9 protein-coding genes are annotated in these 13,074 nt (G+C 56.1%); 6 read left to right on the top strand and 3 right to left on the bottom strand.

Translation table 11 applies throughout. From position 1 onward, the window contains the following. Positions 1-36: 36 nt before the first annotated feature. Positions 37-876, bottom strand: a complete 840-nt coding sequence (locus GNG29_RS19180; protein WP_156655218.1) for an alpha/beta hydrolase — start codon at positions 874-876, stop codon at positions 37-39. 187 nt (positions 877-1,063) lie between these two features. Between GNG29_RS19180 and GNG29_RS19185 the strand changes: the two genes are divergently transcribed. From GNG29_RS19185 to fucR, 5 genes are all read left to right on the top strand, one after another. Further along, positions 1,064-4,063, top strand: coding sequence for an autotransporter outer membrane beta-barrel domain-containing protein (locus GNG29_RS19185; protein ID WP_156655219.1), 3,000 nt, complete (start codon positions 1,064-1,066; stop codon positions 4,061-4,063). A 181-nt stretch (positions 4,064-4,244) separates the two neighbouring features. Then, entirely contained in the window at positions 4,245-5,114 is an 870-nt protein-coding gene (yghU, locus tag GNG29_RS19190) for a glutathione-dependent disulfide-bond oxidoreductase (RefSeq protein ID WP_103176946.1), read from the top strand. A 140-nt stretch (positions 5,115-5,254) separates the two neighbouring features. Then, complete coding sequence (locus GNG29_RS19195) at positions 5,255-5,587, top strand: glycine zipper family protein (RefSeq protein WP_103176947.1); 333 nt, start codon at positions 5,255-5,257, stop codon at positions 5,585-5,587. 176 nt (positions 5,588-5,763) lie between these two features. Beyond that, on the top strand, positions 5,764-6,747 hold the full coding sequence (locus GNG29_RS19200; RefSeq protein WP_156655220.1) for a sensor domain-containing diguanylate cyclase: 984 nt from the start codon (positions 5,764-5,766) through the stop codon (positions 6,745-6,747). After that, on the top strand, positions 6,744-7,460 hold the full coding sequence (gene fucR / locus GNG29_RS19205; RefSeq protein WP_156655221.1) for an L-fucose operon activator: 717 nt from the start codon (positions 6,744-6,746) through the stop codon (positions 7,458-7,460). The genes GNG29_RS19200 and fucR overlap by 4 nt, the downstream gene beginning before the upstream one ends. Here fucR and GNG29_RS19210 read toward each other — a convergent pair. Then, a complete protein-coding gene (locus tag GNG29_RS19210; RefSeq protein WP_103176950.1) occupies positions 7,457-9,004 on the bottom strand; it encodes a methyl-accepting chemotaxis protein in 1,548 nt (515 codons plus the stop codon). The two genes, fucR and GNG29_RS19210, sit on opposite strands and share 4 nt — an antisense overlap. Before the next feature lie 530 nt (positions 9,005-9,534). On the opposite strand from GNG29_RS19210, the gene GNG29_RS19215 reads away from it, so the two are divergent. Further along, positions 9,535-12,072, top strand: a complete 2,538-nt coding sequence (locus GNG29_RS19215) for an autotransporter domain-containing protein (RefSeq protein ID WP_231736559.1) — start codon at positions 9,535-9,537, stop codon at positions 12,070-12,072. 42 nt (positions 12,073-12,114) lie between these two features. On the opposite strand, the gene yghX is transcribed toward GNG29_RS19215, so the two are convergent. Beyond that, positions 12,115-13,002 carry a YghX family hydrolase gene (gene yghX, locus GNG29_RS19220; protein ID WP_156655223.1) on the bottom strand — a complete coding sequence of 296 codons (888 nt, stop codon included), beginning with the start codon at positions 13,000-13,002 and terminating at the stop codon, positions 12,115-12,117. Positions 13,003-13,074 lie beyond the last annotated feature (72 nt).

Below are 13,074 nucleotides of genomic sequence, written 5' to 3' on the forward strand. Positions count from 1 at the left end.
TGTTCCATCCTGAAGTCACTCAACGTTGATCGCACCTCAACACTCCGGCAAATCTTGTGCCAGCAAGCGCGGCCAGACTGCCGCCCAGTCGGAGCCATGCCCCAACCCGCTGACCACCTCCGTTTGCACACAGTTCCCCCCCACCGCCTGTTGAAAACGTCTGGCGACGGCGGGCGGCACGGTGGTATCGGCTTCTCCACTGTAGTGGATCTGTGGCAGGACGCGAAGCGTAGGCGCACGATCAATAGCGCTTTCCGCCTCGGGCATCGGACTGACACGGTGCAGGGCATTGACATACGCCACGTCGAGATTGCCCGCCACCGTGCGCAGAGAGCGCACATCATTCCGTCGTTCGGCTAACAGCGCGGCGATATTACCGCCCCCGGAGTAGCCAACCAAATCGAGCTTCACGCCGGGATAACGCTTCACCATCTGGCTGAGCGCCTCATTCATCGCATCAATGACCGCAGGTGAAAAACGATCCTGCGTCCAGATATTTACACGGCAGTGCGCCGGCAAAGGCGGCCCGATAAACTGGCAGGGCCGGGCCAGATAAAGCACATTGGCATGGCTATCCGCCGCCGCCAGCATCAGGCCAACTGGATTACGAGGTGTCGGATTATCCGAGGGTGTGAAGCGGTTTTTCCAGGCAAAGCCATCCCCCTCGATATAGACCCGCAACGAAACAACCGGAGGCGTGATTCGATGCCAGCTGGTAATCGGGAAGGGATCTGTATCAAACTTCTCACTGATCAGACCACTCTCCCTGGCGATTTTTTGTACGGCACCCTGCGGATTGGCTGAAATACATCCCGCCAATAATAAAGATAAATTAATCAATACCGTTCCCTGCAATAAGTGAGGATATATCCTCATTCCGCCACCAGCCTTAAGTCAAATTATAAACATTACAAAAAATATGCAATAAATTCGCCCTGAAATAATTAAGCAGGACTTATTGTTTTCAGCAACGAATTGTATATTCTGCGCCCGAAGATATCGGATTAATCCGAAGAGATCGCCACAACCTTTGCACAATCATCGCTACTTATGACGGAATACCATGGAAAAGAAACGCCTTAGCCAGCTGATCTCCCTGCTGGTTGCATCGACGGCTGCGCACGCCTTCGCAACGTCTCCCGAGTTAATTATCGACACGCCAACGAGTAATATTCAGATCGCTGACGGAAAAGAGCTGGTGCATATTACCCATGCGGGAAGTATCACCGGCACCCCTACCAATGCCTTAACCGTGAACGCGGGCGTCACTGTAACGACACTTACTAATGATGGGATGATTAGCGACACCGTTGATAACCCATTATTGTTAAACAACAATATTGTTCAGATTGATGGAACAATAGATACGCTAAACAATAACGGCACCATCTCCAGCCAGAGCCTGTATCAAAACGGCAGCGTCGTGGCGGTGGGTGCGACGGGGGTGATTAACACCTTCACTAACAGCGGCACGCTCGAGAGGGTTTCGGGCTCTTACAACCTTTTCGGGTATAACAACAACGGTACCTTGAGCAATGCCGGGACTATCGGCACCCTGGTTAATGCCGTGGATGGCAAGATTGTGGGCTATCGCGGCATCAACAATCAGGGCACCATCGACAACCTGAATAATGCCGGCCTTATCTCTTCTGTGAATAACGATAACGGCATATTCATGGGGCAAAAAGGGGCCATTTTTAACAGCGGTACGATTGGCTCCCTGCATAACACCGGAACAATTGAAGGCGGCACGACCGATTATTACGGCAGCTCCGGGATCATCAACCAGGGCATCATTAACGCTATCGTTAATGATGAGAAGATTAACGGCAGCTCCTTCGGCATTATCAACTCCGGCACCCTTAATACCCTTGTTAATAACGGTAACATCACCGCCAACGACACCGCTGTCTATAACAACAGCAATAACAACAGCGTTATTGGCTCCATTGTGAACAACGGTGAAATCTCGGGTAACTGGAGCGGGATTTACATCTGGAACTACAACAACCAGGGCAACACGGAGATCGTCAATAACGGCCTGTTAAGCGGCGGGGGCTATGCCCTGTTTGTTAACGGTAATAATAGCGACAAGGTAACCCTCACCAATACCGGCACCATTACCGGTGATATTTACTCCACCAGCACGGCACCATTAACTCTTAACGGTGGCACCACCATGGGCACGCTGACCGGCATCGACGGCGCGACGGGCACCATTACTGGCTCTAATGTCACATTTGGCAGCGGCTCGCTGCTGCTCAACGATAATGTCAGCACGTTTAGCGTTATCCCTGAGTATGGCCTGATGGCAATGCAGATGAGCGACGACATTGAAGTGACGACCGGCACCGTACTGAACGAAGCCGCGTCCCTTCAGGTCAATAACAGCATCAACATTCTGGGTGATTATCATCAGAAAGCGGCCGCAACGCTCATCTCCGGCATCTCCGATCTGGCCGAGGCTAACGGCGATGTGCTTGCCGACGCCGGATATGGTCGTCTGAACGTCAGCGGTAATGCCACTATCGACGCGGGCTCAAGCATCAATCTGCTGCGCACCGGCAGCACCTATAAGTTCGCTGAAGGGCAGCGCTATGTGGTCATCAACGCCAGTGGCGCCCAGACCGACTACCATGCCGATCAGCTGAACTATAAAGCGCTCGGCTACCGTGGTGCGGTCAACGGCACCGTGTATGAAGATGCGACGAGCAAGGCGCTGGTGTTAACCCTGGGCGCAGAGCCGGTCACTCCCGATCCGGTAGAGCCACAGCCCCAGCCGCAGCCGCAGCCTGAGCCGACGCCAGAAGTGACCCCGCCTGTGGTGACCGAGCCTGAGATCGCCCCGCCGGTCGTTACGACCCCGGCACAGCCGACCCAGCCTGTGCCAGCGGAACCCACACCTGCTCAGCCGACCAAACGGGGCTATGCCACTATCCCAAGCGCTACCGCGTCACTGGGCGGGCTGGCGAGCTACTCCGGTATCGCCTCACCGCAACTGCTGAATTTGTATAACGCCTCGCTGGCAATTGAAGATAAACAGGAGGCGAACCGCGTTGGCGAGCGTCTCTCTACCAGCCAGAATCTCAACACCAGCTCAGCGGCAACCGTTGCCATCTCTACCGCTCAGGCCGTAGTGGGTGCTCACATCGATGCCGTGCGTAATCCACAGGCCTCCGGCGTGAGCGGGGTGGCAACCGGTGATGACTACGCAGAAAACTGGATTGTCTGGGGTCAGCCGTTCGGCGGTTATGCCCGCCAGCAGAGCAGTGACGACGTGAGCGGTTACTCAGCGAAATTTGGCGGCCTGATCATCGGTGCCGACCGTGCCCTGGGTGACGCCTGGCGTCTGGGCGCGGCGCTGAACTACAGCAACACCTCCGTACATGGTAAAGACAACCTGAGCGGCAACAACTCCACCGCCGATAACTATGGGGTGATTGGTTATGCGGCCTACACCGGCAATCCGTGGTATCTGAACCTCTCCGCGGGCCTGAACCGTCAGAACTACAGCTCCGTTCGCCGCGCCGATTTCACCGGTTTCTCCGGCGCGGCGCACGGCAAGTTCAACGGCCAGTCGGTCACTCTGCAAAGCGAGCTGGGTTACCCGATCACGCTGCCAGCCGACGTGGTACTGACCCCGCTCGCGGGCCTGACCTACGGTTATCAGCATGTGGAGGGCTACAGCGAAACTGGCGGCAATGGGATGGCGCTGGATGTCAGCAGCACCCATACGCAGTCGGTAGTCAGCGATATCGGCGCCCGCCTGGAGAAGAGCTTCTCCACCGGTCTGGGTAATCTGACGCCGTTTGCCCAGCTCTCCTGGATCCACCAGTACGATAACCGCCAGGTCAGCAGCCATGCGACCTATGCCGCCGATGCCGTGGGAGAAACCAGCTTTATCACCAAAGGAGCCTCACCGGTGAAAGATATGGCCGGCGTAGCTATCGGCACCACGCTCTACGACGCCAACGATCTGAGCTTTGACGCGCGTTACAACCTGCAGGCCGGCGACCGTTACCAGGCACACACTTTCAGCCTGCGTTTACGCAAGTCGTTCTGATTGTTATGTCCCTTCAACGGGGCCCTCAGGGGCCCCGTCTTTTTACCCGGGTAAAACATTATGTTTTTAGCACACCTGCAGGCATCCCGTTGAGCGCATAATCTGATGCGCTCAGTTCGTTAAACCGTTCACGGCACAGCTGCTACACTGCCTCAACACCTCCACAAAAAGGCAGATCAACATGTCCGAGAATAACTACCAGCCAGCGAAAGTCTGGGAATGGAAGCAGAACAACAGCGGCGGCGCGTTCGCCAGCATCAACCGCCCAATCTCAGGCGCTACTCACGAGAAAACCCTGCCGGTCGGTTCACATCCGTTGCAGCTTTATTCACTGGGTACGCCAAACGGCCAGAAGGTCACTATTCTGCTGGAAGAGCTGCTGGCGCTCGGCGTCACCGGTGCGGAATATGATGCATGGCTGATCCGCATCGGCGAAGGCGATCAGTTCTCAAGCGGGTTTGTTGAGGTCAACCCGAACTCTAAAATTCCGGCCCTGCGCGACCACTCCACCACGCCGCCAACCCGGGTGTTTGAGTCCGGCAATATCCTGCTCTATCTGGCGGAAAAGTTCGGCCACTTCCTGCCAAAAGATCCGGCTGGACGAGTGGAAACCCTGAACTGGCTATTCTGGCTGCAGGGCGCTGCCCCGTTCCTTGGCGGCGGTTTCGGCCACTTCTATCACTATGCCCCGGTAAAAATCGAGTACGCCATTGATCGCTTCACCATGGAAGCCAAACGTCTGTTCGACGTGCTGGATAAACAGCTGGCGCGGGGTCGCTACGTGGCGGGTGAAGAGTACACCATCGCCGACATTGCCATCTGGCCGTGGTTTGGCAGCGTGGCGCTGGGCCAGGTTTACGGCGCGGCAGAGTTCCTCGATGCCGAAAGCTACAAGAACGTTCAGCGCTGGGCGAAGGATGTCGCCAGCCGTCCGGCGGTGAAGCGCGGGCGTATCGTCAACCGCACCAATGGCGAGCTGAGCGAACAGCTGCATGAGCGCCATGCGGCAAGCGATTTTGATACCAACACTGAAGATAAACGTCAGGGCTAACCCCTGTGCCGGGCGGGCCACCGCCCGGCGACGGTCAGATTACGTTGAGTTTCCCCACTACGGCATTATTGGCCTACCTGGCAAACCGCGCAGCTGGCAGTATCCCCAACGTCTCACTGCATATTTATAAGGGAACAGCCATGAAAACCATGAAAATCACTTTGATGATCGGCGCGCTGATCTTCTCTGCTACCAGCCTGGCGGCAGATAAAACCGCTACCGGGGCGCTGGTGGGTGCCACCATCGGCGCAGTAGCCGGGAAAAGCGTAAAATCCACCGTCGGTGGCGCGGTGGTTGGCGCGGGTACCGGGGCAATGTTTAAAAACGGTGAGAAAGGCAAAGCCGCGCGTAAGGGGGGAGCCATTGGTGCCGCTGTAGGGGCTGGTGCAGCCGCCGTAACCGGCAATAGCGTTCTCAAAGGCGCCGCCCTTGGCGCAGGGGCGGGCGGCCTGGTCGGCGAAGCGACCCACTAATAAAAATGCCAGGTGATTATTCCACCTGGCTTTTTCAGGCCCCTCATTTCTTATTTCCTGGCTGTTTATAAGACCTTCAATATAAGCCTTAACGCAAATCCCTCTCTTTTTTCAACACCATATTTACTTCCATCCAGTAAACTGGCATCAATAATTTCTTTCTTCAGATTATTCGCATGTCAGAAAAGGCGCTGAAACAACAGATTCAGAATCTCAAAAAGCACAATGCCCGGCTTGCCAGGCTGGCGCGTGACGCCCGAAACAAGCTCAGTGCTGCGCTCGACGGAACCGGTCTCTGTTTATGGCAGCTCGACGTTCCTACCGGCAAGCTGATTATCTATAACCGCCGCTGGGGTGCGATGCTGGGCTATCAGCCCAAGGAGCTGAACGCGCAGTTTGAGATCTGGCGTGAGCATCTGCATCCGGATGACAAACAGAACGTGCTGGATGCCTTCTACGATCACCTGCACGGCAAAACCCCCTTCTATGAAGCGCTGCACCGCATGCAGCACAAAAACGGCACCGTCACCTGGGTGCTGGACCGCGGACGGGTGACGGACTGGGATGAAAACGGCAACCCCCTGAAGGTGACCGGCACCCATATCGACATGACCAAAGAGAAGCAGTACGAAGAGCAACTGGCCCAGCTGGCTAATCACGATCCGCTCACTGGCCTTGCCAACCGTCACGCATTGCTTAAGCACTTCGCCCAGCTTAAGGCCCTGGGGCCGCTCAGCATCGCCTTTATCGATCTCGATGATTTTAAAACGGTGAACGACACTTTTGGTCATCGCAGCGGCGATGAGTTGCTGATCCAGATCAGCCAACGCCTGCGCGATGCCTGCCCGCCGGAGGCCGTTGTTGGCCGTCTGGGTGGCGATGAGTTTGTGCTACTGCTGCCTTTCCCGCTTTCCAGTGTACTGGTGAACAGCACCGCCCACCGTTGTCTGCAGGCGGCGCTGACGCCGTTCGAGCTGGATAATGGCCAGGCGCAGGTCGGCGCCTCGGTAGGTATTGACGAAGTAATGGAGCAGGATGATTTCGTCAATGCCCTGCGCCGTGCCGACCGATCGATGTACCAGATTAAGCACACCGGCAAAAACGGCGTGGCGATTGGCCAGACGCCGCTCGCCTTCACCCGTACCGGAACAGAACCATGAAAAGCTCCCGTCATCAGGATCTTATCCGCCTGCTGGCGGCCTCCGACTGGCTGACAACAGAGGCGCTGGCCGCCGCGCTTGGCGTGAGTAAAGAGACGATTCGGCGCGATCTGAAACTGCTGCAGCAGCAGGGCAAGATCGTGCGCCATCACGGGCGGGCGCGGGCGATCCACCCGGATCACCGCGACGGCGGAGAGCCCTTTGGCGCGCGGTTGAAAAGTCACTACGCGGATAAAGCCGATATCGCCCGTCATGCGCTGGACTGGGTCAGCGAAGGCATGACGCTGGCCCTGGATGCCAGCTCAACCTGCTTTCACCTGGCGCGGCAGCTGCCGGATATCGCTCTGACGGTCTTTACCAACAGCCTGCCCATCTGTCATGAGATGGCGAAGCGCGAGCGCATCACCCTGATCTGCTCGGGCGGGACGCTGGAGCGCAAATACCGCTGCTATGTGAATCCGGCCCTGGTGACGCTGCTGAAATCGCTGGAAATTGACCTGTTTATCTTCTCGTGTGAAGGGGTGGATGAGCAGGGTGTGATGTGGGATCCCACCCCGCACAGCGCCGGGTTTAAATCGCAGCTGCTGGGCCGCGCCAGCCAGTCGCTGCTGCTGATCGACAAAAGCAAGTTTCAGCGCTCCAGCGAAGTGAAAATTGGTCACCTGTCGCAGGTGACGCAATTGATCAGCGACGCGCAGCTTGCCCGGCGTTAGTCTGCCAGACGGAACTTCTGCACCGAACGTTGCAGCTCTTCGGTCTGGCGCTCCAGTGCGGAAGCCGCCGCCGACACCTGCTCCACCAGCGAGGCATTCTGCTGGGTCACGCCGTCCATCTGGGTGATCGCCACCCCAACCTGCGAAATGCCTTTGCTTTGCTCTTCCGAGGCGCTGGCAATCTGCTTCATGATGGTGGTGACGCCAGTAATGTCGCGCAGCACCGCCTCCATGGTGGTGCCAGTCTCGGTCACCAGTTTGGCCCCCTCCTCCACGCGGGAGACGGAGTCAGAGATTAACCCCTCGATCTCTTTTGCCGCGTTCGCACTGCGGCTGGCGAGATTCCGTACCTCACCGGCTACTACCGCAAAGCCACGCCCCTGCTCGCCCGCCCGCGCCGCTTCCACCGCCGCGTTGAGGGCCAGAATATTGGTCTGGAAGGCGATGCTGTTGATGACGCTGGTGATCTCCGCAATCTTCTTCGAACTGATGGAGATCCCGGTCATGGTACTGACCACATTTTCCACCAGCGCGCCGCCGCGACTGGCGCTGACAGAGGCGACGTCCGCCAACTCGCTGGCCTGCCGGGCATTATCCGCGTTTAGCTTCACCGTGGCGGTGAGCTGCTCCATGCTGGCGGCGGTCTCTTCCAGCGCCGCTGCCTGCTCTTCGGTACGGGACGAGAGATCGTTATTGCCGCTGGAGATCTCCGTCGCCCCGCGCCAGATGTTCTCGCTGCCGTTGCGGATGGTGCTCACCGCCTCGCGCAGGCTCTCCTGCATCGCCGTCAGCAGCGGTACCAGCTGCCCCACACAGTTACGGCCAAAAGGCGCGATCGGCTGGCTAAGATCCCCCTGCGCAATCAGGCGGAAATGGTGGCGGAGCTGCTCAAGAGGTTTCACCAGCATGGCAACCAGATAACGGTCAGCGAACAGCAGGATCAGCAGGCCGATAATCGTTGCGGTAATCATTACCGTGCGGGTAGTGCTGGTGAAGCCATCCACCGTCACCCGGGTGGTGTCGAGGATCGTGTCGGCGGCCTTATTGAACTGTCCGGCGCTCTCGCCAAAGGCGCGGCTTAGCGGTGGGGTGACATTGTTCGCCTGCTGGCGATAGCCCTCAAGGTTGCCCTGCTGAGCCAGCTGCATCTGGGGCTTAACGCCGTTATCCAGCAACGCCTGCCAGCTGGCGATCACCCGGGCGGAGACGTCGGCATCCATTGGCCCCGGCGACATGGCTTTCAGCTCGTCGAGCCTGATGCTCATGGTATCCAGCGCCTGCTGCACAGCGGCAAAATCGGCCTTGCCGCCTGCCGCCTGCGTCTCCATCGCGCGGCTCAGCCGGGTAACAAAACGGAAGTATTGATCGTTGCCCTGGCTGAGCACCGTCATCTGTCTGACCAGCTGGCGATCGACCTCATTGCCATCCGCCACGCGGGAGAGCGCCCATGAGCCATACAATCCCACGCCCGCCCACATTAAACAGAAGATACCCAGAATCGTCAGCATCACGAACCGGATTGTAAGATTACGAAATATACGCATAACTCTTTCCTTGCCTGAGGGAGATGTCGCCCGGAGGCGAGTATTACCCTCGTTATCGGCAAGAAAAGGCGAAGCAATACCTTTTCCTGGTTATTTTTATAAAACTTTTCATTTCTGTTTACCGGGCCGGAAAAGGATAATCACGCCAGGACAAATACCCCTCTAAATAACGTGATATTAGATTTCATAAAATTTACAAATGTAAATCAGACTCTCCATTCATAATCCACATAACTCTAAAGGGTTAGTCCTCCGATCTCTCTTGACAGAGAATTTTCCTGTTCAAGCGGAAAAAGTCTTACTTTTTGTACGTTAATAAAACTGTAACATTCACAAAACAGATATATTTAGAAAAACCAATCATTTGTTTTTATAAAAATGGTCATTTAATGGCTTGATATAATTTCAAATTTCATTACACCCTTTTCGTCTGAGAAAGTTCTTAATTACGCATATCTGGTTTAAAAAGAATTCACTTTGATCCGGTTATAAGAGATGAAGAAATGCGTATTTCAATGAAAAGGACCTTGTTGTCACAGTGTGTATTACTGTCACTTGCCTCGTTTGCTGCCCAGGCAGGCGAGACCCCTGCCACGCCTTGCCAGAATGGTGACACCACCCAGACCTGCGGCCTGAAAGAATATCCGGACGGCAGTTTCTATCAGGATCCAGGGGTCACTGATGCCGTTATGGCAAATGAAACAGCAACCAATATTTATATGGATGGTGACCGTAAAACAGGCGATACGCAGACCTTAACTGTGACAGGTACGGACATGTCCGGTTATTATATTCAAGGAAGCAATGGCGGTACCGTGAATATTAACGTCACTGACAATGCCAAAGTGGATATGATTGAAGTCGGTTCCGCATTCAAGACCACCAATACAACGATCAACGTCAATGACTCCACGCTGAACGGCCAGAACAGCGACGGGGCCTATCAGCGAGACAAAGATTATATGATGGGCGCCGCCATCTATCTCGACCCGCTCGATGCAGGGTACCACGACGTGAATATCAGCAACGACAGCGCACTGCATGGCAGTATTATCAGCGCCGGTCAGGGCACCCAAACCATCGCCATGAGCGACAGCATCATGGATAATGGCGGTATCTACGTCGGCAGCGATAAATCCGATACCTCCCTTACCCTGACGAACGCCAGCGTGGATGCAACTAACAGCCAGGTGGCGCAAAATCTCGATACCATCGTAGAAACACTGAGCCAGTACCAGCCCTTCCAGAATATCAACGTTGATGCCTTTAGCGATCTGGCAGTGGCACTGTACGGTACCACTCAGGATACGCTGGCACTGAACAACAGCACCGTGACCGGCGACATCGGGGTTATTAACGAAAAAGGCCAGACCAACCTGTCATTCACCAATAACAGCGTCGTGAACGGCAATGTGACGCTGGACGGTAACTCCACCAATACCGTTCTGGTGGATAACAGCACCATTAATGGCGACCTGAATGCCAGCCAGAACAGTGGCGATACCACCATTACTCTGCAAAACGGTGCTAACGTTGACGGCAATATTACGACCGGCGCAGGCGATGATACGGTGGTCCTGGTGAATGATTCCCACGTCACCGGTAATGTCAGCGGCGGAGACGGCAACGATACCCTGTCGATGGATGCGGGTAGCTCTATTTCCGGGCAAATTAATCAGTTTGAAACTGTGAATACCACCAGCGATAACAGCATCAGCCTCGACACCATTAACGATTCAACTACATGGAGTCTGCAAAACGGCTCCACCCTGACCGCCGACACCACGGGTAGTAATGCCGTAGTGAACATGAGCACCGATAGCCGGGTTAACTTCGGCCAGATCACCGGCTCCCGTAACGCTGTGGTAGTCAATAACATTACCTCTTCGGCGCTCAATCAGCAGAACATCGTGCTGGGGTCCTTTACCACGACTACGGCAACCACCACGCCGGAAACGGCCGCCAATGCGACCTTCAGCAACGGTCAGCAGCAGGTTGAAAACCGCAGCGCGGCTTATAACTACAACAATGCTCTGAGCATTGTGCCTGGCGATAACAGCCAGGACTGGAATATTGTCTTTAACAGCTCACGTGGCGCACTGGCCAGCGATGTCCAGGGATTAGTCGCCGGGCTGGATGCAGCCGAACAGGCGGGCCATCAGGTCACTGATGACATCGCCAGCCATTTGGATCGCCTGCACTTTGCTGGCCTGACAGGTGAACAGCAGGAAGGGGCCCAGCTGTGGGGAGATTTCCTCTATCAGAACGGTAACTTCAGCAACGATGTGGATTACAAGAGCATCACTCAGGGCGCACAGGGAGGCGTTGACTGGACGGCGTACCTCGCTAACGGGGACAGCGTAACCGGCGGCGTGGCACTGGCCTGGACCCGTAGCCGCGTTGAAGATACCGCCAACGGCCCGGACAGCTTCAAGGACACCGTCTATGGTAACTACTACAGCCTGTATGGCGGCTGGCAGCAGGCGCTGAACGGTCGTCAGTGGGGCATGTTCGCCGACGCCAGCTTCAGCTATGGCGATATGCGCTACTCCCTCTCCGCGCATAACGTCACTGGCGACACCAGCGGCATGACCGAAGCGCTGCACGGCTCCACAGACGGTAGCCTGTATATGGCTCAGGCTCGTACCGGGGTGAACGTGCTGCTGCCAGGCGAAACCGTGCTGCAACCATACGCCATCCTCGGCTGGGATCAGACCAAAGCTAACGGCTTCTCCGACAGAGAAGTGACCTTTGCTGACAGCCAGGTCTCCTCCTGGAACGGCGGCGCGGGTCTGCGTCTGACCACCACCCTGACCGATCTGAACAAAAACGTGCAGATCATGCCATGGCTGGATGCCCGCGTGCAGAAAGAGTTCAGCGATGATACCGATATCCAGGCAGCGGATTATCACAACACCGCAGGTCATAACAACAGCATGGGAATGTTTGGTGCGGGCGTGAATGCCACTATCGCGCACAACTTCTCGGTAAATACCGGCATTTACTATGGCACGGGCGATGTCGATAACGACGCCAGTGTTCAGGCAGGTATGAGCTACAGCTTCTGATGACCACGCCTACCCGGCAGCCTGAGGCTGCCGGGTATTTTCTTAACTCAAATATTTCTCAAACCATCTCAGGGTTCTTTTCCACGCTAATTCGGCAGCAGGTTCGTCGTAACGCGGGGTAGAGTCATTATGGAACCCGTGGTTGACCCCCGGATAGATCCAGGCTTCGTACACCTTACCGTTAGCTTTAAGCGCGGCCTCATAGGCAGGCCACCCCTCGTTAACATTCTTGTCGTGCTCGGCGTAATGCAGCAGCAGCGGCGCCTTAATTTTGGCGACATCCGCCGCCGGTGGCTGGCGGCCATAAAAAGGGACCGCGCAGGCCAGCTCTGGCCAGGCGACCGCGGCGGCATTAGAGACACCGCCGCCGTAGCAAAAGCCGGTGATCCCCACTTTACCGGTAGCGTCCGGGTGTTTTTGCATAAACCCGATGGCGGCAAAGAAGTCGTTCATCAGCTTCGTCGGATCGACCTTCTGCTGCAGGATCTTGCCCTCCTCATCATTGCCGGGGTAACCGCCCACCGAACTTAAGCCATCCGGCGCCAGGGCGATGTAGCCCGCTTTCGCTACCCGGCGGGCCACGTCCTCAATGTAGGGATTGAGCCCGCGGTTTTCGTGAACCACCACCACCGCCGGCACTTTGCCGGTGGCTTTGGCCGGTTTCACCAGATAGCCGCGCACCTGGCCATGGCCGTCCGGGGAGGGATAGGTGATGTATTCGGGCAGGATATCGGGATCGGTGAATTTCACCTGCTCCGCGAGGGCGTAATTGGGCTTAAGCATATTAAACAGCGCCAGCGCCGTGACGCCGCCAACCGCATAACGGGCAGCCAGATTGAGGAACTCACGTTTGTTGATTTTGCCGTGAGCGTAATAGTCGTAGTAGTCGAGCAATTCCTGAGGAAAGTCTTTGGCGGTCATACGCGTCATCGCATATCTCCATGAATTGTGAACGAACTAAGGTTAGAATAGAAACGCTGTTTCGAAAATCAATCACTAAGA

The organism is Leclercia sp. Colony189 (genome assembly GCF_009740165.1).
GTDB lineage: Bacteria > Pseudomonadota > Gammaproteobacteria > Enterobacterales > Enterobacteriaceae > Enterobacter.